The sequence below is a fragment of the Microbacterium sp. SZ1 genome, assembly GCF_002362255.1.
GTDB lineage: Bacteria > Actinomycetota > Actinomycetes > Actinomycetales > Microbacteriaceae > Microbacterium.
Map to the genome: position 1 here is coordinate 304618 of NZ_LPVV01000004.1, position 26021 is coordinate 330638.

At 69.9% G+C, this 26021-nt stretch carries 22 protein-coding genes and 1 pseudogene; 7 read left to right on the top strand and 16 right to left on the bottom strand.

The features are described 5' to 3' along the window. Positions 1 to 2: 2 nt before the first annotated feature. The 4 genes from AUC47_RS04910 to AUC47_RS04925 all read right to left on the bottom strand — a co-directional run bounded on the left by AUC47_RS04910 (position 3) and on the right by AUC47_RS04925 (position 4132). Positions 3 to 971: an alpha/beta hydrolase gene (locus AUC47_RS04910; protein ID WP_096714083.1), complete on the bottom strand. Its 969-nt coding sequence runs from the start codon at positions 969 to 971 to the stop codon at positions 3 to 5. A gap of 131 nt (positions 972 to 1102) precedes the next feature. Continuing rightward, the gene (locus AUC47_RS04915) at positions 1103 to 1810 is read right to left on the bottom strand and encodes a ZIP family metal transporter (protein ID WP_096714084.1); all 708 of its coding nucleotides are present in this window, start codon (positions 1808 to 1810) and stop codon (positions 1103 to 1105) included. 145 nt (positions 1811 to 1955) lie between these two features. Beyond that, positions 1956 to 2738, bottom strand: a complete 783-nt coding sequence (locus tag AUC47_RS04920) for an NAD(P)H-dependent oxidoreductase (RefSeq protein ID WP_096714085.1) — start codon at positions 2736 to 2738, stop codon at positions 1956 to 1958. Between the two features lie 23 nt (positions 2739 to 2761). Beyond that, on the bottom strand, positions 2762 to 4132 hold the full coding sequence (locus tag AUC47_RS04925) for an MFS transporter (protein WP_179297519.1): 1371 nt from the start codon (positions 4130 to 4132) through the stop codon (positions 2762 to 2764). Between the two features lie 99 nt (positions 4133 to 4231). On the opposite strand from AUC47_RS04925, the gene AUC47_RS04930 reads away from it, so the two are divergent. The 6 genes from AUC47_RS04930 (at position 4232) to AUC47_RS04955 (ending at position 12358) form a co-directional block, all read left to right on the top strand. Next, positions 4232 to 4603: a winged helix-turn-helix transcriptional regulator gene (locus AUC47_RS04930; protein WP_096714087.1), complete on the top strand. Its 372-nt coding sequence runs from the start codon at positions 4232 to 4234 to the stop codon at positions 4601 to 4603. Positions 4604 to 4739: 136 nt separating this feature from the next. Then, a complete protein-coding gene (argG, locus tag AUC47_RS04935; RefSeq protein WP_096714088.1) occupies positions 4740 to 6173 on the top strand; it encodes an argininosuccinate synthase in 1434 nt (477 codons plus the stop codon). Between the two features lie 157 nt (positions 6174 to 6330). Continuing rightward, positions 6331 to 6954 (top strand): TetR/AcrR family transcriptional regulator, encoded by a 624-nt coding sequence (locus AUC47_RS04940; RefSeq protein WP_096714089.1) that lies wholly within the window; start codon positions 6331 to 6333, stop codon positions 6952 to 6954. Then, positions 6951 to 7772, top strand: coding sequence for a hypothetical protein (locus AUC47_RS04945; protein ID WP_179297520.1), 822 nt, complete (start codon positions 6951 to 6953; stop codon positions 7770 to 7772). The genes AUC47_RS04940 and AUC47_RS04945 overlap by 4 nt, the downstream gene beginning before the upstream one ends. Further along, entirely contained in the window at positions 7769 to 9604 is a 1836-nt protein-coding gene (locus tag AUC47_RS04950) for a YhgE/Pip family protein (RefSeq protein ID WP_096714090.1), read from the top strand. Before AUC47_RS04945 ends, AUC47_RS04950 begins: the two co-directional genes overlap by 4 nt. 105 nt (positions 9605 to 9709) lie before the next feature. After that, positions 9710 to 12358 carry a penicillin acylase family protein gene (locus tag AUC47_RS04955; RefSeq protein WP_179297528.1) on the top strand — a complete coding sequence of 883 codons (2649 nt, stop codon included), beginning with the start codon at positions 9710 to 9712 and terminating at the stop codon, positions 12356 to 12358. 118 nt (positions 12359 to 12476) lie between these two features. Here the strand turns inward: AUC47_RS04955 and AUC47_RS04960 are convergent, their stop codons facing one another. Then, entirely contained in the window at positions 12477 to 13817 is a 1341-nt protein-coding gene (locus tag AUC47_RS04960; protein WP_256999444.1) for an MFS transporter, read from the bottom strand. An 81-nt stretch (positions 13818 to 13898) separates the two neighbouring features. Between AUC47_RS04960 and AUC47_RS04965 the strand changes: the two genes are divergently transcribed. Beyond that, positions 13899 to 14660, top strand: a complete 762-nt coding sequence (locus AUC47_RS04965; protein ID WP_096714091.1) for an alpha/beta fold hydrolase — start codon at positions 13899 to 13901, stop codon at positions 14658 to 14660. A 29-nt stretch (positions 14661 to 14689) separates the two neighbouring features. Here the strand turns inward: AUC47_RS04965 and mnhG are convergent, their stop codons facing one another. The 11 genes and pseudogenes from mnhG to AUC47_RS05020 all read right to left on the bottom strand — a co-directional run bounded on the left by mnhG (position 14690) and on the right by AUC47_RS05020 (position 26016). After that, the gene (gene mnhG / locus AUC47_RS04970; protein WP_096714092.1) at positions 14690 to 15079 is read right to left on the bottom strand and encodes a monovalent cation/H(+) antiporter subunit G; all 390 of its coding nucleotides are present in this window, start codon (positions 15077 to 15079) and stop codon (positions 14690 to 14692) included. Then, a complete protein-coding gene (locus tag AUC47_RS04975) occupies positions 15076 to 15345 on the bottom strand; it encodes a monovalent cation/H+ antiporter complex subunit F (protein ID WP_096714093.1) in 270 nt (89 codons plus the stop codon). Before AUC47_RS04975 ends, mnhG begins: the two co-directional genes overlap by 4 nt. Then, the gene (locus AUC47_RS04980) at positions 15342 to 15920 is read right to left on the bottom strand and encodes a Na+/H+ antiporter subunit E (RefSeq protein ID WP_096714094.1); all 579 of its coding nucleotides are present in this window, start codon (positions 15918 to 15920) and stop codon (positions 15342 to 15344) included. The genes AUC47_RS04975 and AUC47_RS04980 overlap by 4 nt, the downstream gene beginning before the upstream one ends. Beyond that, on the bottom strand, positions 15917 to 17470 hold the full coding sequence (locus AUC47_RS04985) for a Na+/H+ antiporter subunit D (protein WP_096714095.1): 1554 nt from the start codon (positions 17468 to 17470) through the stop codon (positions 15917 to 15919). Before AUC47_RS04985 ends, AUC47_RS04980 begins: the two co-directional genes overlap by 4 nt. 227 nt (positions 17471 to 17697) lie before the next feature. Then, a pseudogene (locus AUC47_RS04990) lies at positions 17698 to 18225 on the bottom strand (Na(+)/H(+) antiporter subunit C); the annotation flags it as partial. Next, positions 18225 to 21167 (bottom strand): Na+/H+ antiporter subunit A, encoded by a 2943-nt coding sequence (locus tag AUC47_RS04995; protein ID WP_096714096.1) that lies wholly within the window; start codon positions 21165 to 21167, stop codon positions 18225 to 18227. The pseudogene AUC47_RS04990 and the gene AUC47_RS04995, both read right to left, overlap by 1 nt. 72 nt (positions 21168 to 21239) lie before the next feature. Further along, a complete protein-coding gene (locus AUC47_RS05000; protein ID WP_096714097.1) occupies positions 21240 to 21980 on the bottom strand; it encodes a GntR family transcriptional regulator in 741 nt (246 codons plus the stop codon). Positions 21981 to 21985: 5 nt separating this feature from the next. Next, positions 21986 to 23041: an aldo/keto reductase gene (locus tag AUC47_RS05005; RefSeq protein WP_096714098.1), complete on the bottom strand. Its 1056-nt coding sequence runs from the start codon at positions 23039 to 23041 to the stop codon at positions 21986 to 21988. Further along, positions 23038 to 24177, bottom strand: a complete 1140-nt coding sequence (locus tag AUC47_RS05010; protein ID WP_096714099.1) for a mandelate racemase/muconate lactonizing enzyme family protein — start codon at positions 24175 to 24177, stop codon at positions 23038 to 23040. Before AUC47_RS05010 ends, AUC47_RS05005 begins: the two co-directional genes overlap by 4 nt. Next, positions 24177 to 25061, bottom strand: coding sequence for a carbohydrate ABC transporter permease (locus AUC47_RS05015; protein WP_096714100.1), 885 nt, complete (start codon positions 25059 to 25061; stop codon positions 24177 to 24179). The genes AUC47_RS05010 and AUC47_RS05015 overlap by 1 nt, the downstream gene beginning before the upstream one ends. Continuing rightward, on the bottom strand, positions 25054 to 26016 hold the full coding sequence (locus AUC47_RS05020) for a carbohydrate ABC transporter permease (protein WP_256999445.1): 963 nt from the start codon (positions 26014 to 26016) through the stop codon (positions 25054 to 25056). The genes AUC47_RS05015 and AUC47_RS05020 overlap by 8 nt, the downstream gene beginning before the upstream one ends. Between the last annotated feature and the right edge of the window lie 5 nt (positions 26017 to 26021).

Below are 26021 nucleotides of genomic sequence, written 5' to 3' on the forward strand. Positions count from 1 at the left end.
CCTCAGCCGAGGAGCCGCGTGACCCAGTCGTCGCGGGCGGCGAGCATCGCCTGCGCGACGGCGGCGTGCGGCGCGAACATGTCGAAGCCGTGGAATCCGCCGGCCCACACGTGCAGCTCCGCCTGCACGCCCGAGGCCCAGAGCTTCGTCGCGTAGGCCACGTCCTCGTCGCGGAAGACCTCGGCGCTGCCGCAGTCGATGAACGCGGGCGGCAGGCCCGAGAGGTCGGTGGCCCGCGCGGGGGCGGCGTAGATCGACACCTCCTCGGTGCCCTTGCGGTCACCGAGCAGCGCCGTCCACCCAGTGATGTTCGACCCGCGGTCCCACACGCCGATGCCGTCGATCTGGTGGGTCGAGACGGTCTCGTCGCGGTCGTCGAGCATCGGATAGATGAGCAGTTGGCCGATCAGCGGCGGACCCTTCCGGTCGCGGGCGAGCAGCGCGGTACCGGCGGCGAGCCCGCCCCCGGCGCTCCCGCCGCCGATGAGCAGGCGGCTCGTGTCGATGCCGAGGTCGTCGGCGTGCGCGGCGGTCCAGTGCAGCGCGGCGTAGCAGTCCTCGACCGGATAAGGATCGGGGAACTCCGGCGCCAACCGGTACTCGACCGTCACGATCACCCCGTTGAAGCGCTCGGCCCAATCGAGGAAGCCGACCACGCCCAGCCAGCGGTTGCCGATGATCATGCCGCCGCCGTGCGTGTGGAAGAAGCCCGGTCCGGTGCCCGTGCGTCCCTCTTTCTCGATCACCGTCACGACGATGTCGTCGCCCTCGTGACCGGCGACGGTCTCATCGCGCCATACGAATCCGCGATCTGCGAGCATCTGTCGGATCTCGCCGTCGTTGCTCACGGGCGACTGTCGCATCAGCGGGATCATCTCCGCCGTGAGCGTCGGCGGCAGCTGATCGGCGACGAGCGCGAGCGCGGCCTCGAGCTCGGGGTCGAACGGCGGGCGGGCGAGTGTGTCGGTCATCGGAACTCCTTCGTCCTCAGTGTCCATGGTCGCGTCGTCGCGGCCTCAGGCTCAGCATCCCTTCACTCGTCGCGCCGAGGAACCCGCCGGGTGCGGCCGATCGAGGGAGTACCGACCGCCGGACGGCGGGGTCAGGACGACAGTGCGAGCCCCGCGGCGAGCGCGAAGCCGAGCACGGTCGCGAGCCCCGTGGACTCCTTGGCCTTCGACTGCGCCTCGGGCACCATCGAGTCGACGAGCATCACGAGCAGCGCGCCGGCCGCGAAGCCGCCCGCTGCAGAGCGGAAGGTCTCATCGGTGACGCTCGCGAGCGCGAAGCCCGCCACCGTGGCCGCCGCGCAGACGACGGCGACCCCGCCCCAGAGCGCGAGGACGCGCGAGCGCTTCATGCCGCCCGCGAGCAGGTCGGCCGCTGAGCCGATCGACTCGGGCAGGTTCGAGACGAGGATGGCGACGACGAGCGCGACGCTCACCGGCTCTCCCGAGGCGAGACCGATGCCGAGCACGAGCTGCTCGGGGATGCCGTCGAGCAGCGCCCCCACCGCGAGCTGGCCGCCTCCGGCGCCGCCCTTCGCCTTCGCCGCTCTCGCATCGAGGATGCGGTCGGCGATGTAGTAGCTGAGCGCGCCGAGGGCCACGCCGATGACCAGCGGGATGGGACCGGTGCGCTCGAGGCCCTCCTCCCACAGCTCGAAGGCGATCGAGGCCATGAGCGCGCCGGCGCCGAATCCCAGCACGATGCCCAGCCAGCGGGGCGGCCACGCACGCAGCAGTGCGAGCACCGCGCCGACGAACAACGGGGATGCCGCGACCACACCCCACAGCACTGCCTGACCCATGCCGACCACTCTCGCACCGCGGGGGTCGGAAAACCCAGGGGGTTGCCACCGAGATCTGAGATCAGGAACATCACCCGAGATCAGGAGGATGCTGTGCGCGCACTCCTGATCTCGGGATGTGGTCCTGATCTCAGAGACGCGAGGGTCAGCCGATGCGGTGGATGTCGAGGTCGATGCGTCCTGGCAGGAGGTCGGCGCGCAGAGCCCGCGTGCCCCGGTAGTCGCCGTCCTTAAGCCGTCGGAACGGGCGGCTCGGCGCCTCGTCGACGACACCGTCGAGACGCGCGAGCATCCGCGCGGTCTCTCGGTCGACGTCGTCCGCGTCGAGACCGTCGGCGTCATGGACGACGTGCAGGTCGAGCGGCTCGATGCCCGTGTACCAGAGCGTCCCGTGGGTCACGGGGAAGAGCAGCTGATCGATGTCGCCGCTGATGCCGCGGCTGCCGATCGAGCGGTCGTCCTCGCCGGCGGTGACGATCACGAGAGCGCGGCGTCCGGCGAGCGGGCCGTCGCCGTAGCGGCGCGGGAGACCGGTCTCGGGGTCGTTCGGACCGTACGCGAAGCCGTTGGTGAGCACCCGGTCGAACCATCCCTTGAGGATCGCCGGCGGTCCGTACCACCAGAGCGGGAACTGCAGCACGACGAGGTCCGCCGCCCCGAGCTTGCGCTGCTCCTCGACCACGTCGTCGGGCAGGCGGCCCTCGGCGAACGCCTCGCCCATGAGGTCGACGACGCTGCCGGGTCGCCCCAGCGGGTCGCCGAGGTCGCGGGCCGCGAGCACCGGGTCGAACCCCTGGCGGTACAGGTCGCTCGTGACGACCTCGTAGTCGCGGGACAGCGCGTCGACTCCTTCGCGGAAGAGGCGCGCGTTGAAGGAGTCCGCCTGCGGATGGGCGAAGATCCAATGGGCGACGGGGCGCGACGACATGGTGTCCTCTCAGTCGGTTCTGGTCAGCGGGCGCCGGCCGGGGTGGTCACGACCGTTGCCCGCCGCAGCGGGAGCAGAGCGGCTGCGACGACGGCCACGGCCGCGACGACGAGCGCGACGGCGAATCCGGCCGTGCCGACGATCGTCGCGATCGTGCCGAGCACGGCGATGCCGAGCCCGCCACCGAGGGAGAAGCTCACCTCCTGGATCGCTCCGACCTGCCCCGCGTCGTCTTCGGTCGTGACGTCGAAGAGGGTCGTGGCGGCGAGAGTCGCGGCGACGCCGAACCCGGCACCGACGAGCACGAGCGGGATGGCGACGATGTCGGGATCGAACGCCAGCCAGGCGAGTCCCGCTCCCTGCACGAGGAGCGCGAGCACGGTCAGCGTCGGCGAGGTCAGCCAACGCAGGAAGAGCGGAGCGACCACCCCGCCCAGCGCGATGGCGACCGCCTGCGGGAGGATCGCGATCCCCGCCTCGGCGGCGGTGTGCGCGCGCAGATCCTGCAGGTGCAGGCTGACGAGCAGGACGGATGCCGCGGCCACACCGCTGCTCGCCACGATGCGCACGATCGCCGGGCTGAACCCCGGCACCGAGAACAGCCGCATGTCGATGAGCGGTTCACGGAGTGCACGCTGGCGCCGGATGAAGTACACGAGGGTCGCGACGGCGACGACGGCGGCGACGGCAGCCGCGATCGGCGCCGCGAGCGCCTCGTGCAGGGCGAACACGAGCGCGCCGAGCGCCACGATCGACGACAGGATGCTGAGCACGTCCCACGACGCGGGCCGCGAGCTGCGCGAGTCGGGCACGAGCCAGATCGCGAGGATGCCGGCGAGCACGGCGAGCGGCACGCTGCCGAGCAGCAGCCACCGCCATCCCGGTCCCTCGGTGACGATGCCGCCGAGCACCGGCCCGAGGGCGCTGCCGGTGCCGAACGTCGCCGTCCAGAGACCGTAGGCGAGCACGCGCTGACGCGCCTGGTAGTGCGCGCCGATGGTTGCGACGACCCCCGCCACGACGAACGCCTCGGCCACACCGAGCAGCGCGCGCACGACGATGAGCAGCAGTCCGTCCTGAGCCAGCCCGCCCACGAGATTGAGCGCCGCGAAGCCGGCGAGACCGATGAGGACTATGCGCTTGCGGCCGAAGGTGTCGCCGATGCGCGAGGCGAGGATGAGCGTCGCCGCGAGCGCCAGCGCATACACGTCGACCAGCCACAGCGCACCGCTGTCGGTGAGGGTGAGATCGCCCCGGATCGCCGGGAGCGCGGTCGACACGCTGCTGATCGCCAGGGCTCCGATGAGGATGCCGAGCAGCAGCGGGATCATGGCCAGCCAGGGACGCCGAGCGCGGCGCGCGTGAGCGGAGACGACGGGGACGGGGAAGGTCACCACACGAGTCTGGCGGAGGGGTACGATTCCGACAAGTACGGTCATCCAGGTCACATACTGACGTTTCGGATACCATGGCGGTCGACGGAAGGCGGAGCGATGAGGGAGAAGACCGAACGCATCGTGCGCGAGTGGGGCGACGCCTGCGACGCCGAGATCTCGATCGCCGTCCTCGGCGGGGCGTGGAAGCCCAGCATCCTGAGCCTTCTCGGCGAGCACGAGGTGCTTCGCTTCGGCGAGCTCAGCCGCCTGCTCGACGAGCCGACGGCCCGCGTGCTCACGCGTCAGCTGCGCGAGCTCGAAGACGACGGGTTGATCACACGCGAGGTATACCGACAGGTGCCCCCGAAGGTCGAGTACCGCCTCAGCGACCTCGGCCGCGGATCCATGCCGCTCGTCGACGCGCTCACCGCCTGGGGTGGGCAGTACGCCGCGACACAGCGCGCGTCGCTGGCCGCGGCATCCGCCTGATCGTCCCCTCCGTCCCGAGATCAGGGGCATGCACCCAGATCAGGAGGACACTGTCGGCATCCTCCTGATCTCGGGCGATGCTCCTGTTACCGGCGCCCGCGAAAACAGGCGACACGCCGCCGATAGACTGGAAGGCATGTCCAAGGTCCTCCAGTCACTGCCCGTCGGCGAGCGCGTCGGCATCGCCTTCTCCGGAGGACTCGACACCTCCGTCGCCGTCGCGTGGATGCGTGACAAGGGCGCGGTGCCCTACACCTACACCGGCGACCTGGGTCAGTACGACGAAGACGACATCGAGTCGATCCCGGGCCGCGCGCTCGAGTACGGCGCCGAGGCCTCGCGACTGATCGACTGCAAGACCGCCCTGGTCGAGGAGGGCTTCGTCGCCCTCTCGTGCGGCGCGTTCCACATCCGCTCCGGCGGCAAGACGTACTTCAACACCACTCCCCTCGGCCGCGCGGTCACCGGCACGCTGCTGGTGCGCGCCATGAAGGAGGACGGCGTCGACATCTGGGGCGACGGCTCCACCTACAAGGGCAACGACATCGAGCGGTTCTACCGCTACGGCCTGCTGGCCAACCCGCGCCTGCGCATCTACAAGCCGTGGCTCGACGCTGACTTCGTCACCGAGCTCGGTGGTCGCAAGGAGATGAGCGACTGGCTCGTCGCCCACGACTTCCCCTACCGCGACTCCGCCGAGAAGGCGTACTCGACCGACGCGAACATCTGGGGTGCGACCCACGAGGCGAAGACCCTCGAGCACCTCGACGTCTCGCTCGAGACCGTCGACCCGATCATGGGCGTCAAGTTCTGGGACCCCTCGGTCGCGATCGAGACCGAAGACGTCACCGTGAGCTTCGAGGGCGGCCGTCCCGTCGCGATCAACGGCGTCGAGTTCGCCGACCCGGTGGCCCTGGTGCAGGAGGCGAACGCGATCGGCGGACGCCACGGCCTCGGCATGAGCGACCAGATCGAGAACCGCATCATCGAGGCGAAGTCGCGCGGCATCTACGAGGCCCCCGCCATGGCGCTGCTCTTCATCGCGTACGAGCGCCTCGTCAACGGCATCCTCAACGAGGACACCCTCGCCACGTACCACGAGCAGGGTCGCCGCCTCGGCCGCCTCATGTACGAGGGCCGGTGGCTCGAGCCGCAGTCGCTCATGCTGCGCGAGTCGATCCAGCGCTGGGTCGGATCGACGATCTCGGGCTCGGTGACGATCCGTCTCCGCCGCGGCGACGACTGGACGATCCTCGACACCGTCTCGCCGAACCTGTCGTACGGCCCCGAGAAGCTGTCGATGGAGCGTGTGGGAGACGCCGCCTTCGGCCCGGTCGACCGTATCGGACAGCTCACGATGCGCAACCTCGACATCGCCGACTCCCGTGCCCGCCTCGAGCAGTACGCCGGCCTCGGCCTCGTGGGTGGCGCGACGGGCGAGCTGGTCGGCCGCGTGACCGCCGGCGAGTCCGCCGAGATCACCGGTTCGGTCGAAGAGGTCGACGAGAAGTTCGCGGATGCCGTCGACACGGCATCCGAGGGCGCCGCCTTCGACTCCGGCACCGACTGACACCACGCGCAGAAGAGGGGCGGATGCTGCGGCATCCGCCCCTCTTCCGCGTTCCCCCGCCGGGCCTTCCCCGACGCTCTGTCGGGGTGGAGGACCTGGGCTGTGAGTCTTCCGAGTTATGTTGCACAGTTATGTGCAACATAACTATCATGGAGGCATGAGCACCCGTGCACCCCGCCGCGATTCGGTCGAGAACCGCGCCGGCATCCTCGACGCCGCCCGCGCGACCCTGGCGAACGACCCTCGCGCGTCGATCGACGTCATCGCCCGGAGCGCCGGTCTCTCGCGCCGCACCCTCTACGGACACTTCGACGACCGCGACGCTCTGATCCGCGAACTCATCTCGACCGGCGCGCAGCGCTTCAACGCGATCGCCGAGTCGGTCACCGACATCGAACCGCGCATCGCGCTCGCCCGGCTCGCCGCCCGCCTCTGGCGCGAGGCCTCGCACGTGCAGTTCGCCGCCGCCCTCGCGCTCGACGAGGCGCACGTCGAGCACACCGCCGCCGCACTCGCGCCGCTGCGTCGCACGGTCGCCGCACTCGTGCGGCGCGGGCAGGATGCGGGCAGCTTCCGCACCGACATCGCCGCCCCGACACTCGCGCGGCTCATCGAAGAAGTCGCCCGCACCGTCGTCTCCCGCACCGACGCGAGCAGCAGCGGCGCCGCGAACCTCGCCGTGCGGGCACTGCTGAGCATCGCGGGACTCTCCTGGCGCGAAGCAGACGAGCTTCTCCGCTCCCACCCCGACATCATCGAGGCCGAGGAAGTCGACGCATGAGGATCACCCTGCACGAGGTCAGCAAGGGCCGCGGCGGCCAGGCCCTGCCGAGCACCAGTCTCGAGTTCCACACCGGCGCCGTGCGCTTCGCCCTCGCCGAGACCGAGCAGCGACCGACCGTGCTCGGACTCATCGCCAGCGGTCGCATGCGCCCCGAGACCGGACGTGTGACGATCGACGGCGCGACGGACAATCGGATGCTGCGCCGCACCGTCGCTCTCGTCGACGCCCCCGACGTCAGCGACCCCCACCCCGACATCGCCCTCGCCGGCGTCGTCGGCGAAGAGCTCATGTTCGCCGGACTCGGCGCCACACCGCTGCACGCCCGCCGCTGGCTGAACCAGCTCGGCTACGGCGAACTCGCGTCCGTGCCGATCGGCAACGTCGACCCGGCGGCGCGCGTCCGCATCCTGTGCGAGCTCGCCGTGCTGCGCGAAGGCACGCAGGCGATCGTGCTCGTGGCCCCCGACCGCCATGGCGGAAGCCCCGACGGCTGGTGGCGCATCGCGATGGAGTTCGCCGACCGCGGCTACGCCATGCTCGTGATCGTCGGCGGGTCGGCGGCCGTCGCTCTGGAGCGGATGCAGGAGTTCGACGCCGTGAACGCGTCCGGTCCGATCGAGCCGCTGACGCTCAATGCGGATGCCGAGGGACCCACCGGGTCGTTGAGCGAGGACGGCGAAGCCGACCGAGACGACACGCCTCCCGACCCGACGACCGAGGCTCGCGACGGGTCGTTGAGCGCGGACGGCGAAGCCGACCGAGACGAAACGCGCCATGACCCGCAGCACACCGAAGACGAGGAGGGCGCACGATGAAGGTCCCCGCCATGATCGCCGCCGAACTGCGGCGGCTCACCGCCAGCAAGATGGGCATCATCGCGCTCGTCGCGCTCGTGTGCGTGCCGATCCTCTACGGCGGCCTGTACCTGTGGGCGAACCAGGACCCGTACGCGAAGTTCCCTGAGGTCCCGGTGGCCCTGGTGGTCGACGACGAGGGGGCGCCGGCGCCGACCACGGATGCCACGCAACAGGCCGACGACACCGTCAACTACGGCGAGGACGTCGCCGACAACCTCATCGACGGCAACGCCTTCGACTGGCAGCGGATGACCGAGGACGAGGCGGCCGAGGCCTTGCGCACGGGGTCCGTCGACTTCACCGTGACGATCCCCTCCGACTTCTCGGCGGCGCTCACGTCGGCCGCCGGCGACGATCCGCATCAGGCACGCATCGACCTCGAGACGAACGATGCGAACAACTACCTCGCATCGTCGATGGGCACTCAAGCGGTGGAGAAGATCCGCAGCTCCGTCGCCGAGATGGTCGGCAGTGAGGCTGCCGAGCGCCTGCTGACCGGTCTCAGCGAGGTGCGAGACAACCTCGTGACGGCGGTCGACGGCGCCACCCAGCTCGCCGACGGGGCGACGACCGCAGCATCCGGCAGCGCCACGCTCGCCGACGGCACGTCGCAGCTGGCCTCGGGCACCGCGCAGCTCGCGAGCGGAGCGAACACACTCGCGGCCGGAGCCCAGCAGGTGAGCGACGGCAACCGCCAGCTCGCCGATGTCGCCGATCGCGCGGGTGCCGTCGTGCAGCAGGCGACGAACGCCCTGCCACAGGTGCGCGCCGACATCCAGGCGCTGCTCGCCGATCAGGGCCTCGCCCAGGAGGAGATCGATCAGGTGCTCGCCACCCTCGACCCGCTCGGGACCCGTCTGCAGGAGGGCAACACCACCGTGCAGGCCGCCGTCGGCAAGGTCGACCAGCTCGCCGACGGCGCCGCCGCAGTGGCATCGGGCGCGTCCCAGCTCGCGAGCGGTGCGAGCACGGCCGCCTCCGGCGCCGCCGCGGTGAACGACGGTGCCGTGCAACTGCGTGACGGTCTCGCGACCCTCTCCGACGGCGCCGCCCAGCTGCGCGACGGTCTCGCCGACGGAGTAGCGCGCATCCCGGCATCCACTCCCGAGCTGCGCGAGAAGCAGGCCGACACCATCGCCGACCCGGTGAAGGTGTCGAGCGACAAGGTCGCATCGGCCGAGGACTACGGCGCAGGGCTCGCACCGTTCTTCGCCGCGCTGTCGGCCTGGATCGGCATCTACGCGCTGTTCCTCATCGTCAAGCCGATCTCGCGCCGAGCGGTCACTGCCCTGCACTCGCCGATCCGCGTGACGCTCGCGGGCTGGCTCACCCCGGCGATGCTGGGCGCCGTGCAGATGCTCGGCCTGATGGGCATCCTCGCGATCACCCTCGGGTTCACCTTCGACAATCCGATCGGGACGCTCGGGGTCCTGATGGCGGCGTCGGCGACATTCGCGGCGATCATCCTGGCGCTGAACGTGTGGCTCGGATCCGTCGGGCAGTTCCTGGGCCTCGTGCTGATGGTGCTGCAGCTCGTGACAGCCGGCGGCACGTTCCCGTGGCAGACGCTGCCTGCACCCCTCGCCGCCCTGCACCACGTGCTCCCCCTCGGGTACGTCGTCGACGCGATGCGACAGCTCATGTACGGCGGCGACCTCGCCCGCGCCGGGTGGGATCTCGCGGTGCTCGGGATGTGGCTCGTCGGCGCGCTCGCACTCGCGGCGATCGGCGTCACGCGGATGACGCATCGCCGCACCCTGCGCGACCTCCAGCCGAGCCTGATCGGCTGACAGCGCGTCGGGTCTGTGACTAGGATTCGAGAACGCGTCCGTGAGACGCGCTCTGGGGCTCTCTGGGACTGAGTCCCGTCGAGCCACCCGAGAGAGTTTTCGATGATGACAACTGATCAGGTATCCGTCGTGGAGCCTGCGCGCCGCTCGTGGGGAGTGCGGCTGGGCAGGATCGCGTTCGTCGTCGTCGCAGCGATGATGGTGATCGCCGTCGCCGCCGCGTTCTTCGTGACCTGGACGATTCAACGCTCCTTCCCGCAGGCCGAGGGCGAACTGCGCCTCGACGGACTGCAGGCCGAGGTGACGGTTCAACGCGATGCGAGCGGCGTGCCGACGATCACGGCCGATTCCTCGCACGACCTCTTCTACGCGCAGGGCTTCGTGCATGCGCAGGACCGCTTCTTCGAGATGGACTTCCGCCGCCACGTCACGGCGGGCCGGGTCGCCGAGATGTTCGGCGAGTCGCAGGCCGGCACCGACGCGTTCCTGCGCGCCCTCGGGTGGCGCAAGGTCGCCGAGGAGGAGGTCGCGCAGATGGATGACGTCACGCGCGGCTACTACGAGGCGTACGCCGACGGCGTCAACGCCTACCTCTCCTCACGCTCGGGATCCGAACTGTCGCTGGAGTATGCCGTACTCGGCATACAGAACCCGGAGTACGCGCCGGAGCCCTGGCAGCCGGCCGACTCCGTCGCCTGGTTGAAAGCCATGGCCTGGGACCTGCGGGGCAACATCGAGGACGAGACCGAGCGGGCGCTGCTCACCGCCCGGCTCGCCGAGGGCGGAGCGGATGCCGCCGAGCTCGACGCCACGCTCGAACAGCTGTACCCGCCCTACCCGTTCGACGAGAACCCCGTGATCGTCCCGACCATCTCGACCGTGCCCGCCCTCGACACCGGGGCGGAGCCGGCGGCGTTCTCGACCTCCGACGGCGATCCGGACCTGCAGCAGGCCTTGACGACGGTCGACTGGACCGAGGCCTCCGACGTGATCGAGGCCGCGAGCCTGCTGGTGGGCGACGTCGGCGAGGGCATCGGCTCGAACTCCTGGGTCGTCTCCGGCGACCTCACCGAGAGCGGGATGCCGCTGCTCGCCAACGATCCGCACCTGGGCGCCTCGCTGCCCTCGGTCTGGTACCAGGTGCAGCTGCGGTGCGCGGAGGTGTCGGACGAGTGCCCGTTCGACGTCGGCGGCTTCTCGTTCTCGGGTCTCCCCGGCATCGTGATCGGCCACAACCAGCACGTGGCCTGGGGTTTCACCAACCTGACGACCGACGTCACCGACCTGTACGTCGAGCGCATAGAGGGCGACCAGTACTGGCGCGACGGCGCGCTCGTGCCCCTCGAGGAGCGCACCGAGACGATCCGCGTCGCGGGGGGCGACGATATCGACCTCACGATCCGCTCGACCGGGCACGGGCCGATCATCTCGGGGCTCGTCGACGATTTCACCGCCCTCGCCGATGACCCGGAGCCCGGGCTCGCGGCCGGCGGCGCGACGGCATCCGCTCCTCCGGGCGACGGGGCCGAATACGCCCTGAGCCTTCGGTGGACGGCACTCGACCCCGGGACCACCGGCACCGCGATCTTCGCCCTGTCGACGGCCCAGGACTTCGACGACTTCCGTGTCGCGGCATCCCTCTTCGACGTGCCTGCGCAGAACCTCGTCTACGCCGACACCGAGGGGAACATCGGCTATCAGACGCCCGGCCGCCTCCCGATCCGCGGGGCAGGCGACGGGTGGATGCCGCAGCCCGGCTGGGACAGCGCGTATGACTGGACGGGCTTCATCCCCTTCGAGGAGCTGCCGGTCGTCTACAACCCGGCCTCGGGCTACATCGTGACCGCGAACAACGCGATCGTCGCGGACGACTACGAGTACTTCCTCTCGCGCGACTGGGACTACGGCTATCGCGCCGGTCGCATCGCCCACCTCATCGAACGCCGCGCAGCAGCCGGACCTCTGACCGCGCAGGACATGCGCGACATCCAGATGGACAGCGAGATGTGGATCGGCAAGCGCCTCGCCAGTGCGATGGACGATATCGACGTCGACGGCGCAGGTGCGAAGGATGCCGTGGCGCTGCTGCGCGACTGGGACGCGCAGAACGAGCCGTCCTCTGCCGCGGCGGCGTACGCCAACGTGCTGTGGTCGAACCTCGTGCAGAACCTGTTCACGGAGCGCGACGAGCCGCTTCCCGCCGGCGGTCAGGGACGCCTGTTCACGGTCGTGGGCGCGCTGCTCGACGACCCGGACGACGCGCTGTGGACCAACCCCGCCATCGACGTCACGGGCAGGGACGAGATGCTCGCGCTGTCTGCCGAGGAGGCGTACGACGAGCTCTCGACGCTGCAGGGCACCGACGTCGACGCCTGGCGCTGGGGAGACCTGCACGCGATCACCCTCACCAGCGACACCCTCGGCTCGTCGGGGATCGCGTCGATCGAGGCGCTGTTCAATCGGGGGCCCTATGCCGTCGGCGGCGGCGCCTCGGTGGTCAACGCCACCGGGTGGGAGCTCGGCGTCTCGTACACCACCACGACGGTGCCGTCCATGCGCATGGTCGTCGACCTGTCGGACTTCGACGCCTCGACGTGGATCCACCTGACCGGCGCGTCCGGCCACGCGTTCCACGAGCACTACATCGACCAGACCGCCGACTGGGCGGCGGGAGTGCAGCGCCCCTGGGCGTTCTCACCGGAGGCGGTGGATGCCGCGGCGCAGCGTACACTCGTGCTGACCCCCGGCGGGTGACGCGTCCGGCCACGCCACCTTCTGCGGCCACGGTCATGTTCTGCGGCCCAGAGCCGTCCCGTTGGCCGCAGAAGGTGCGCACGGCCGCAGAAGTTGCGGGCGGGGGTGACGCGAGGGATCAGGCGGATGCCGCGGCGCGGCGCGCGATGGCCCAGATCCCGACCGCCGCGGCGAGGAAGATCGCGGCCAGCATCGCCCAGCCCGCCGGTCCGTAGGTGATGGCGGTCGCGTTGACGACGATCGGCGAGGCGAGGGCGCCGAGCGAGAAACCCATGCCGAACACGCCCTGATAGGCGCCGGCGCGCACGGGGTCGGCGAGCTCGAAGCTCAGTCCCCATGCTCCGGCCTGGGAGAGGATCTCGGCGAACGTGTGCGCCACCATCGCGATCACGAGCACGACGATCGCGACCCAGGCGGGGATCCCTGCGGCGAGCGCGTAGACGAGGCACGCGGCGACCATGAGCCACCCCGCGACCATGGTCACGCGGCCGGCGACCCGCACGTCGTGCGTGCCGCGCGAGGCGCGCACCTGGAACAGAACCACGAGCGCGGTGTTCACGATGAGCAGCACCGACACGACGACCTCCGGCGCCTTGGTGTACTCGGTGATCCAGAGCGGGATGCCGAACTCCGCCACCCCGAACTGCATGCCGAAGACGGCCGACAGCACGGTCAGCAGCAGGTAGCGCGGGTCGCGCCACGGCGAGCGGCGGCTCCAGTCGCGCCGCGACGCGCTCGCGGCATCCGTGTCGATGGAGCCGGTCTCCGTGCGCACCTCGTGGAGCGCGGTGCGGCTCGGTGAATCCACCGCCGAGGTCAGGCGGAGGAGCGGCAGCGACCCGAGCGCGCAGAGCAGACCGCCGCTCGCGATGACGATGCGGTACGCCTCAGGCGTCCCGAGCGCGAGGGCGACGGCGCCGAGCCCTGACCCCGCGGCGATCGAGAGGTTGGTGACCGTGCGCAGCACCGCCCGGGCGTGCACGCGGCGCTCGGGCGCGAAGCCGCGGGCGATGATCGCCGACCGCGCGGAGTGACCCATGGAGTCGAGGAAGCCGCTGGCGCTGGCGAGCACGAGCGCCGACACGAAGTCCCCCGCGAAGGCGTAGGCGGCGAGCAGCAACCCGCCCAGCGCTTCGAACGCGAAGGCGAGTCGACGTGCACTCCACCGGTCGGCCATCCAGCCGCCGAGCAGCGATCCGAGCACTCCGCACCCGCTCGAGACCGCGAGCACCACCGCCGCCTGGGCGGCGGAGAGACCGATGATCTGCGTGAAGAACAGCACCGTGACGGCGAAGAACACGCCCCGCCCGATGCGCGAGACCGCGGTCGCGGCGACGAGCGCGCGCAGCACCGGGTCGCTCAGGCTCGACGCCAGTCGCCCGAGAAAGCGGGTGGGCTTCGCCGCCGGTCCGACCTCCGGCACCGTCGTCGTCTCGGGTTCGGGGTCGCGCGAAGTCACCCTCCATCCTCACATGAGCATCGGACTCCGTCGCGCACGCCCGGTTTCACCGACCGCTCGCCGCTCGACTACCGTGGACAGGTGGCATCCAGTTACCTCGCACCGAAGGGCACGCCGGTCACGCTGCTCGAGTTCGAGCACAAGGGCGCGACCCTGATCGCCGAGTCGTTCGGCGAGGCAGGTCCGACCTTCCTGCTGCTGCACGGCATCGGCATGGGGCGCAGCGTCTACCTCGACGTGGTGCAGCGACTGCGCGGACGGGTCGTCGCACTCGACCTGCCCGGATTCGGCGAGGCGCCCGAGCCGAGCCGCACACTCACCATGGAGCGCCACGCCGACCTCGTCGCCGCGTATCTCCGCCACGCCGGTGAGGAGCCCGTCGTCGTGATCGGCCATTCGATGGGCAGCCAGATCGCGGCCGAGCTCGCCGCCCGGCATCCGTCGCTGGTGAAGGGCGTCGTGCTGGCCGGTCCGACCGTGAACAAGGCCGCACGCAACGTCGCCGCCCAGGCCCGCTACCTGCTCACCGATCTCGTGGGCGAACGCCCGCTCGTCATCTGGCGCGGAGCCCGCGAGTACCTGCGCGGCGGCCCGCACCTGATCCGCAAGATCCGCGCCACGGTGGTGCACGAGCCCGAAGACGCCTACGCGCGGATCGACCGTCCGGTGCTCGTGCTGCGCGGCGAAGACGACCCGCTCGCCCCCATGAGCTGGTGCCGAGAGATCATCGACGCGATCCCGGGAGCCGACCTGCAGGTCATCCCCGACCACGGGCACGGCACGCTCATCAGCGACTCCGAGCCGGCCGCCGACCTCATCCAGGCCTTCGCCGACCGCCTCTGAGGCCGTCGCCTTCTGCGGCCCGAGAGTCGTCAGCCCGCAGCGGGCGGCGTCTGCTTCGACTCGGCCAGCTCGTCGACGACGAGGCTGCGCTCGTCGGTGGTGCCGTTGCGGTATGCCTGGCGTCCGACCATGTGGGCCGACAGCGGAGCGGTCGCGAACTGCATGAGCACGATCGGCGCCACCAGCAGGAGCCCGACGAGGATGCTGCCGAGGGAGCCCATCGACACCGCGATCGCGAGGCAGATCAGCGCGAGCCCGAGCACCTGCGGCTTGGTCGCCGCGTGCAGCCGGGACGGCACATCCCGGAAGCGCAGCAGACCGACCGCGGCCGACAGGCACAGCACCGCGCCGAGCAGGATCAGCACGAGCACCGTCACGTCGACGACGCCCTTCGGGAGCGCGAGTTCGAACACGTTCATGGCGTCGTGTTGTCCCTTCTCGCGACGAACCGTGCGACCGAGATCGACCCGAATACGCCGACGGCGGCGATGATCAGCATCACCGGGATCGTGCGGGTGTGTCCGTTGATCGCCATCTCGGCGCCGAGCACGCACATCACCTCGGTGAGGAGCACGTCGGACGCGACGGCACGGTCGAGGATCGAGGGACCGCGCACGATCCGGACGATCGTGAGGATCGCCGCGACACCGAACACGACCATGACGACCAGGAGCAGGGTGTTCATCGGGCACCGCCCTTCGCCGCGCGCTCGTCTGCCTTGAGAGCACGGTACTGCGACGGCGCCCCGAGCGCCCGCACGATGCGGCGCTCCCACCGCAGCACGCCCTCGCGCTGCTTCTCGACGTCATCGGCCGACCGCACGCCGATCACGTGCAGGTACAGGATGCGGCGGTCGCGGTCGGCCTCGACGATCAGCGACCCGGGAATCAGCGACGACACCACGGACACGTGCGTCATCATCAGGTCGTCGGCGTATCGCAGGGGCACCGCGATGATCGCCGCGCCGGGCTGATGCCGGAAGTCGAACACCTGCGCCGTCACGGCCAGCGCTCCCCTGATCATCGCCGCCAGGAACTGCACGACGAACAGAGCGCCGTACCAGAGGTTGATGCGCCCCGACAGCTCGACGGTCGGCAGCCGGAACACGCGGGTGACGAACACGGCGACGACGAGTCCGGAGAGGAAGGCCAGCACCGTGAACTGGCTCCACAGCAGCATCCAGAGCACGACGAGCCACGCGAGGAACGGCAGCTGCACGCCGATGTCGCGCCAGATGTGGTGCCCCGTCTCCTTGGTCATCCCTCCACCTCGCCTTCCAGCTGCACGAGGTTGACGGGTTCGAGCAGCACGGCGCCGATGCGATCGCACAGCGCGTAGAGGGGTCCGGCGAAGACGGTCAGCGCGACCGTGACGCCGACCATGCCGGCGGTCGCGACCGTCATGATCTTCGGGATGCGGCGGCGCTCCTGCTGCTCGTCGGCGGCGGGTGCGTTCCCGAGGTACGAGATGCGGCCCTCGGTCTCGGCGGAGTCCTCCTCCTCGCGCCAGAACGCGAGGTTCCACGCGCGCATGAGGGCGTAGAGCGTGAGGAGCGAGGTCACGATGCCGCCGACGATCAGCACGATCATCAGGGGTGTGCCCACCGAGGCGGCCGCCTCGAACAGCGCGAACTTGCCGATGAATCCGGAGAAGGGCGGGAGTCCGCCGAGGTTGATCGCGGGGATGAAGTAGAGCACGGCTATCACCGGCGCGACCTTGAGCAGGCCCTTCACCCGCAGGATCGACGTGCTGCCCGCGCGGCGCTCGATGAGGCCGACCGCGAGGAACAGCGTCGTCTGCACGACGATGTGGTGGACGATGTAGTAGACCGTCGCCCCGATCGCCGCGGGTGTCGCGATCGCGAGACCGAAGATCATGTAGCCGACGTGGCTGACGAGCGTGAACGAGAGGATCCGCTTCAGCTCGGCCTGAGCGACCGCGCCGAGCACGCCCACGATCATGGTCGCCAGGGCGATGATGAGCAGCAGCGTGTCGATGCTGTTCTCGGCGAAGAGCTGCGTCTCGGTGCGGATCAGCGCGTACACGCCGACCTTCGTGAGCAGTCCGGCGAAGACGGCGGTGACGGGCGCCGGCGCGGTCGGGTAGGAGTCGGGCAGCCAGAACGACACCGGGAAGATGGCCGCCTTGATGCCGAACGCCACGACGAGCATGAGGTGCAGCACGAGCTGCGTCTCCTGCGGCAGCTCGGTCATCCGCTCGGCGATCTGCGCCATGTTCACGGTGCCGAGCGCGCCGTAGATCATCGCGATCGACGCGAGGAAGAGGATCGACGACACGAGCGACACGACGATGTACACGGCGCCGGTGCGGATGCGCGACTCGGTGCTGCCGAGCGTGATGAGCACGTACGACGCGACGAGCAGGATCTCGAATCCGACGTAGAGGTTGAAGAGGTCGCCCGCGATGAAGGCGTTGAAGATGCCGGCCGCGAGGATCAGGTACGAGGGGTTGAAGATCGAGATCGGCGTCTCGTCGGTGCCGTCGGCCGCTCCCTGACCGATCGAGAAAAGGAGGACCGCGAGCAGCACGATGCTCGAGACGAGCACGAGCAGGGCCGCGAGCCGGTCGACGTAGAGCACGATGCCGAACGGCACCGGCCACCCGCCCACCGAGACCGCGAGGGGCGACCCCGCATCCACCACCACGAGCAGCACGGCGGCGATCACCGAGACGATCGCGAGCGTCGCGACCGTGACGAAGACCTGTAGGCGCGCGTTCCGGCCGAACACGAGCGTGACGGCGGCGCCCAGCAGGGGCAGGGCGACGAGGAGAGGGACGAGTGCACTCATCGGCTGTCCTCCCCGCCTTCTCGGTGCTCGGGTGCGTTGTCGTCGGATGCGGTGTCGGATGCCGTGTCTCGCGCCGCATCCGCGGCATCCGTCTCGTGGGCGTCGGAGGCGTGCGTGTCGGCGTCTGTGCGGAAGTCGCGGTCGTCGTCGGGCGGAGCCGATTCGGCGGAGAGGACGGATGCCGCAGCGCCCGCCTCTTCCGCGTCGTCGGTGTCGGCGCTGCCCTCCGCGTCGCGGCCCTCGGGCGACCACGAGCTCGGGCGGTCGACCGGGGCGTCGTCGTGGATCGCCGCGTTGTCACGCATGTGCAGCACCGTGATCGGCGAGGTCTCCACGCCGACGAAGTCGGTGGTCGCGTCGTCGTCGCCGGTCTCGGACTCGTCGTCCATGAGGTCTTCGTCGGCGTCGGTGCGCTCGCGGAGCGCGATGTCGGCCTCGTCGTCCTCGACCGTGTCGGCCTGGCCGAGCTGCCAGGAGCGGTAGATGAGGGCGAGGAGGAAGGCCGAGACCGCGAAGGTGATGACGATCGCGGTGAGGGTGAGCGCCTGCGGCAGCGGATCGCTCACATCGCCGTCGGCGTCGTAGAACGGCGCGCGCCCGGGGACGCCCATGACGATCAGCAGCAGCAGATTCGTGGCGTTGCCCAGCAGCAGGAAGCCGATGAGCACGCGGGTCAGGCTGCGCTCGAGCATCGCGTACACGCCGCACGCGAAGAGCACGGCCATGATGGCGATCAGGGTGACGGACACGTCCATCAGATCGTCACCCCCCGCTCGCGCAGCTCCTGGGTCTGCCGGTCGACCTCGGCGCCGAGGCTGCGCAGCACGTCGAGCACGAGCCCGATGACGACGAGGTACACGCCGACGTCGAAGATCGTCGAGGTGACGAACTCCATGTGGCCGATGCCGGGGATCTCCCACTCCCAGAACGTGCTGGTGAGCGGCGCCTGCCCGAAGAACAGGGGCACGACGGCCGCGCCGACCGCGAGGATGAGCCCGGCGCCGAGCAGGCGTCCGGCATCCGTGGGAGCGGCCGCGCCGAGCTCCCAGCGTCCGCCCGCGATGTAGCGCATGACGAGGGCCATGCCCGCGACGAGCCCGCCGGCGAAGCCGCCACCAGGGAGGTTGTGCCCGGCGAACAGGAGGAAGATCGATACGACGATGATCGTGTGGAACAGGATGCGGACGATCACCTCGAGCAGGATCGACCTGTTCTCAGGCTTCATCTTGGGGCCGCCGACGAGCCAGGCGCGGGGGCTGCTCTCGTTCTGCGACGTCTGGAAACGGATGCCGTCGGTCGTCTCGACGAGGGGGCGGCTGAGCGTGCGGCGGCGCTTGGCCTTCGGGAGCGTCTTGGTGGAGGCGAGCATGTCGGCCCGGTGCGTCACGAACACGAGCGACGCGACGCCGGTCGCGGCGAGCACGAGCACCGAGAGCTCGCCCATGGTGTCCCATCCGCGAAGGTCGACCAGGGCGACGTTGACGACGTTCTTGCCGTGGCCGATCTCGTACGCCAGTTTCGGGAACGTCTCGGAGATCGGCGCCGCGACCCGCGACTGCGTCGCCACGATCGCGATCCAGGCCATCGTCAGGCCGGCGCCGATCGCGAGCAGCGCGCGCGGGACGCGGCCGACCGACGCGTTGTGCTCGCCGAGACGCGCGGGCAGCCGACGCAGCACGAGCGCGAAGGTCACGAGCGTCACCGTCTCGATGAGGATCTGCGTCAGCGCGAGGTCGGGGGCGCCGCTCGTCGCGAAGAGCACGACCATGCCGAGGCCCGTGACCGAGACGAGCACGACGCCCGTGTAGCGCTTGCGCGCCCGCACCGCGATCACACCGGCGACGGCCATGAGCGGGGCGACGACGATCTGCACGGGGGTGTGCCAGGCGGAGAGCTGGAACCGGTCGATGTCGCTCGCGAGCAGCGCGGTGATCTCGGCGGCGACGAAGACCACGAAGATCGTGCCGACGTACACCGGCAGCGAACCGCGCTGGGTCAGGCTCGTGCTGAGCACCGACAGGCGGTCGACGCCGCGCACCACGAGGTAGTACGCGTCGGCCGCGGTGAACGGCAGCAGGCGGGACCTGCGGTCCCAGCCCGAGCGCACGGTCAGCAGGAACAGCGCCGCTCCGAGCAGGACCGTGAGGATCGAGATGCCGAGTGCCGGCTCCAGTCCGTGCCAGAGCGCGAGATGACCCGGCCCCTCGATCGCTTCGCCAGCATGGTCGAGACCCGGCGTCGCGGTGAGCGCGTACCCCTGCAGCGCCTTGTCGATCGCGGGCGCGCCGATGCCGGCGGCCAGCGTGACGCCGGCGAGGATGATCGGCGCCGAGAGGAAGCCGACGGGCGGGTCGGGCCAGACGGTGTCGGGGATGCGGTCGCCCATCGCGTCGCGCTTGCTCCAGAACGCACCCCAGAGGAAGCGGATGCCGTATGCCGCTGTGAGCATAGAACCCAGGCTCACGCCGATGATCGCCACGACACCCCATGTCGAGCCGCCGATCGCGTCGTCGAGCAGGGCCGTGAGCGTCGACTCCTTCGCCACGAATCCGATGGTGGGCGCGATGCCCGCCATCGAGGCGACCGAGATGAATGCCGCGGTCGCCATGACGGGTGCCTGGCGGCCGACTCCGCTGAGCTCGGTGATGTCACGCGTCGAGAGCTGCCGGTCGATCACGCCGACGATGAGGAACAGCGCCGACTTGAAGAGCGCGTGGCCGATGACCAGCGCGAGTCCGGCGAGGGCGCTGGCCTGCGTGCCGTAGCCCACGACGACCGCGAAGAAGCCGAGCTGGCTCACGGTGCCGAAGGCGAGGATGCGTTTGAGGTCGGTCTCGCGCAGCGCCTGGAATCCGCCGAGGAGCATGGTGACGATGCCGAGCGAGATGATGATCGGGCGCCATGGCCCGCTGAACGCGAAGATCGGCGCGAACCGGGCGATGAGGTAGATGCCCGCCTTCACCATCGCGGCCGCGTGCAGGTACGCGCTCACGGGAGTCGGCGCGGCCATCGCGCCGGGCAGCCAGAAGTGGAACGGGAAGATCGCGGACTTGCTGATCGCCCCGACGAGGAGCATCACGATCGCCGCATCCACCATCGGTCCGCTCGGTGCGAGCTCCAGGATCTCGCGGATGCTGCCCGTTCCCGCATCCACCACGAGGAGTACGACGCCGATGAACATCACGAGTCCGCCGAGCGTCGTCACGAGCAGCGCCTGCAGGGCGGCACGACGGCTGGCGGCGCGACGGCGGTAGTGGCCGATGAGCAGGTACGACAGGATGCTCGTGACTTCCCAGAACATGACGAGCATGACGAGGTCATCGGTGAGCACCAGGCCGTACATCGCGCCGGCGAACGCGAGCAGCACCGCGGAGAACTGCCCGATACCCGCGGAGTCGTCGTGGAAGTACCACCGGCAGTACAGGAGCACGAGGGCGCCGACACCGGTGACGATGAGGGTCAGGACCCAGCCCAGTACGTCCATGTGCATCGACATGTTCAGTCCGAGCTGGGGGATCCACGGCACGGACACGAACGGCGCCGGGCCGTCGAGCACCTGCGGAGTGAGCACGAGCGCGTGGGTGAATGCCGCTGCGGGAATGAGCGCGGCGACCGCGAAGGCCTGAGCCCCCAGCCAGCGCACCAGAACGGGCATCAGAAGCGACCCGAGGAGGAACACGGCGAGGAGCGTCAGCATAAGCGGCTCCTCAAAGCTCGTCGGCCGAGATCGGCTCAGGCGGGCGGGTGTCGCTGTCCAGTTTACCCGGCGTTAGGAAGTCGTAAGGCCGCGGGTCTCGGATTGCTCCGCTTCGGAGTTCCGCGCGAGCGCAGGACCGAGCCGTTCGTAGGACTGCGCGATGTGGGCGCGCATCGCCTCGGCCGCGGCATCCGCGTCGCGTCGGCGAAGCGCCTCGAGGATGCTCTCGTGCTCCCTGACCGTGTCGTCTTCGAAGTCGTGACGGAAGTTCAGCCGATAGAGGTGCATGTGCGAGCGCAGCCGCACGATCGCCTCGGCCAGCAGCGGGCTGTCGGCGTGCTCGGCGATGAGGTGGTGGAAGTGGAGGTCCTCGTCGATGAACCGGCGGTAGTTGCGGAAGCGCTCGTCCTCATTCGGATCGGATGCCGCGCGCATCTGCGCCACCGACTCCGCCAGCTCCGACTCGGTGCGGTCGTCGATGTGCCCCGAGGCACGCCGAGCGGCCTCCGGTTCGAGGAGCTCGCGCATGTCGTAGAGGTCCCTCAACCCTCGGGCGTCGAGCAGCGGGGCGGCGACGTATCCCTTGAGAGCGCGCTTCGCGACGAGCCCCTCCGCCTCGAGCCGCGTGAGAGCCTCCCGGACGGGCGTGGGCGACACGTCGAGGTCCCTGGCGACGGCGTCGATGTTGACGCGAGCACCCGGGTCGATCACGCGGTCCATGAGCAGTCCGAGCACCGCGTCGTAGACGTCGTCGACGAGGGCGCGTCGCGCGGGGAGCGGGCGCGGTCCGCGGGCCTCGTCGTCGCTGAACATGAGTCTCATCGTACGGGCTGCCCTTCGCCCTCATAACGGGGGCGCGCGGACGCCGGATTCGCGAGCACCGACGGAGAGTGGCTGATCAGACCGAGTTCCCGGAGTTCGTCCCAGAGGTCGGCGGCGACGGGACGCTCCAGCAGACCACTGTTCCGGGAGATCTGCTCGGCGCTCGCTCCGCCGAGCACGACGGCCGCCACCGCCGGATGGGAGAGCGGGTACTGCACCGCGAGCTCGGGGAGCGTGTGCCCGTGGCGAGCGGCGACGCGCGCGATCGCCCGGGCACGCGCGACGATCCGCTCCCCGGCCGGCCCGTAGTCGAACATCGCGCCGGGCGCCGGGTCGTCCGTCGCGAGGATGCCGGAATTGAACACCGCGGCGGCGAGCACGCTGACACCCCGCTCCTCCGCGGCGGGCAGCAGGTCGTCGGCGGCGGATTCGTCGAGCAGCGTCCACCGTCCGGCGATCATCATCACGTCGGCATCCGTCTCGCGCACGAAGCGGGCGGGCATCGCGCTCTGGTTCATGCCCGCCCCGAACGACGTGATCACGCCTTGGTCGCGGAGCTCCGCGAGCGCGGGAAACGCGCCGTCGAGCGCCTCCCGCTCGAACTCGTCGGGGTCGTGCACCAGCACGATGTCGACGCGGTCGAGGCCCAGCCGCGTCAGCGAGTCCTCGATCGAGCGCAGCACGCCGTCGCGCGAGTAGTCGCTGACCCGACGGTGGTCGGACGGCACGTCGAAGAGGTTCTCCAGATCCGTGCGGCCATCGGCATCCTGCGGCACGAGGAGCCGCCCCACCTTCGTCGAGACGAGCAACTCGTCTCGCGGCAGGGCACGCAGCCCCTCACCCAGCCGTCGCTCCGCGAGCCCGAGGCCGTAGTGCGGGGCGACGTCGAAGTACCGTACGCCGCTGTCCCACGCCGCGGGGACGATCGCCGGCCACTCGTCGTCGCTGAGCGCGCGGTAGAGGTTGCCGAGTGCGGCGGCGCCGTAGCCGACGGGCGGGGCGGCGAGTCCCCCGCGCCCGATGGCGACGGGTGGGGCATCGAGGAGGCTCATGCGACGATCAGCCGGTCCAGCGCACGATCGTCCCACGGGATGCCGAGGCCGGGTGCCGTCGGCGCCCACCCTCTGCCGTTCTCGATGCGCAGCTCTCCCGTGGTCACGGCCCGCAGTTGCGGGATGTGCTCGAGGTAGAGCGCGTTGGGGATCGCGCAGACGAGCGAGACGTGCAGCTCCATCAGGAAGTGCGGCGCCACCTTCGCGTTGAACGACTCCGCGAGGTGCGCGATCTTGAGCCACGGCGTGATGCCGCCGACTCGCGCGACATCCGCCTGCACGATCGACGCCCCGCCGCGCTGCAGGTGCTCGCGGAAATGACCGAGCGAGTACATGCTCTCGCCGACCGCGATGGGCACCGACGTCGACCGGGCGAGGAGGCGGTGGCCCTCGATGTCTTCGGCGGGGAGGGGCTCCTCGAACCAGAACACGTCGACCTGCTCGAACAGGTGTGCACGGCGCACGGCCTCCGAGACGGAGAACGACTGGTTCGCGTCCACCATGATGTCGAGATCGGGGCCGACGGCGTCGCGCACCGCGCGCAGTCGGTCGAGGTCCTGGTGACCTCGCGGCATGCCGACCTTGATCTTGACCCCGCCCATGCCGCGCTCCTTCGCGGCGACCGCGTGCTCGACGAGCTCGTCGGTGCGGTAGTGCAGCCAACCGCCCTCCGTGTCGTACATCGGCACCGAGGGGGAGGCGCCTCCGGCCGCGACCCAGAGCGGCAGCCCGGCGCGCATGGTCTTCGCATCCCACACCGCGGTATCGATCGCGGCGAGCGCGAGCGCCGTGATCGGGCCGACCGTCGTGGCCCTGGTGATGCCGAACAGCGACAGCCACACCGCCTCCGGCCGCTCGGCCTCGAGCCCGATCAGCGCGGGCAGCAGCGTCTCGCGGAGCAGGCTCAGCACCGCGGCGCCGCCCGTGCCGATCGTGTAGCTGTAGCCGACGCCTTCGGCGCCGTCCGCCGTGCGGATCCGCACGAGGATCGTCTCCTGCTTCACGAAGGTCTGCAGCGCGTCGGTGCGCTCGGTCTCGACGGGTATGTCGCAGAGCCGGGCCTCGGCGTGCACGATGCGGCTTCCCGCCGTGGCATCCGTCCGCACGTCCAGGCGTGTGTCGTCAGTGGTGGTCATCAGCGTCCTCCGAGTCCGCCCAGGGTGACCCCCTTGATCAGCTGACGCTGCAGGAGCAGCACCAGGATCAGCGAGGGGATGACGGCCAGGGTCGACGCCGCCATGAGCAGAGCCCACTGCGTGCCGAACTGGCCGGTGAACATGCCGAGCCCCAGGGGGACCGTGGCCATGTCCTGCGTGTTGATGATGATGAGCGGCCACAGGTACGAGTTCCAGTAGCCGATGAACGAGAAGACCGCCAGCACGCTCAGGGGTGCGACCAGCTGCGGCAGCAGGACGGACCACAGCGTGCGCAGCCGCGAGGCGCCGTCGATCAGCGCCGCCTCCTCGTACTCCAGCGGGATGGTCAGGAAGAACTGACGCATGAGGAACGTGCCGAACGCCGTGAACGCGAACGGGATGATCAGCGCCGCGTAGGTGTCGTTGAGCCCCCAGCCGTTGATCATGATGAACAGCGGAACGACCAGCACCTCCTGCGGCAGCACGAGCGTGAGCACGAACAGGAGGAACAGCTTGTCGCGGAAGCGGAAGCGGAGTCGCGAGAACGCGTAGGCCGAGAGCACCGCGACGACGACCGACAGCGCGGCACCGAGGATCGCGACGAGCAGGCCGTTGAGGATGAAGCGTCCGAACGGCACGACCGTCCACGCCTCGACGAAGTTCGCCCAGCGGATCTCGGATCCGAAGATCTGCGGCGTCTCGGTGAAGACCTCGTTCTCGGGTTTCAGCGCGGTGAGGAACATCCAGATGAACGGGAACGCGAAGATCAGCGCCACCACGGCGATCGCCGCGGTGTTCAGCCACTCCTTCACGGTGGTCCGCCGCTGCTTCGCTCGCCGAGGGAGCACCAGCAGAGCGGTGGCGGAGAGGTCGCGGTCACTCATAGTTCACCCACTTGCGCTGGCCGACGAACTGCAGGGCCGTGATGAGCATGACCACGACGAAGAGGATCCACGCGAGCGCGGATGCGTAACCGAGCCGGTCGAAGACGAAGCCGTTCCGGTACAGGTAGAGCACGAACGTGTTCGTGCTCTCGCCGGGACCGCCCTGGGTCAGGAAGAGCGGCTGCACGAAGACCTGGAAGGCGCCGATCATCGTCATCGTCGAGCAGAAGAACAGCGAGGGCGACAGGAGTGGCAGCACGATGAAGCGCAGCCGCTGCCACGCGGTCGTCCCGTCGATCCGGGACGCCTCGAGGAGCTCCTTCGGGATCGCGCTCAGGCCGGCCGAGAGCACGATGACGTTGTAGCCGAACGACTGCCACACCGACATCGCGATCACCGACGGAAGCGCCCAGGCCGAATCGGACAGCCAGTTGGGGCCGTCGATCCCGACCGTCGCGAGCATCGAGTTCACGAGCCCGTCCTGCGAGAGCAGCAGCCGCCACACCAGGGCGTTGGCGACCATCGGAGTGATGACCGGCAGGAAGAAGATCACGCGCCACGCGCCGGCCGCCTTCATGCGGGTGTTCAGCCAGAGCGAGATCGAGAGCGCGACGAACAGGTTCAGCGCTGTGTAGACCACCGCGAAGATCACGGTGTTGCCCAGCACGGTGTAGAACGTCGGGTCGCGGAACAGCTTGACGTAGTTGTCGACGCCGATGAAGTCGGGGCTGCCGAACAGCTTCCAGTCGAAGAGGCTGATGAACGCCGAGCCGAACAGCGGCGTGAGGATGAACAGGACGAAACCGATCATCCCCGGCGCGAGGAACGCCACCGCCACCCAACCGTGACCCCGCCGCCGCGGCAGACGCGGAACCCGCGGGGCGGGGGCGCCGGTCGGCGCCCCCGCCACGCCGGGCATCGCAGAGGAGGCCGTGGCCTCTCTCCGGTCGCTCATGATGG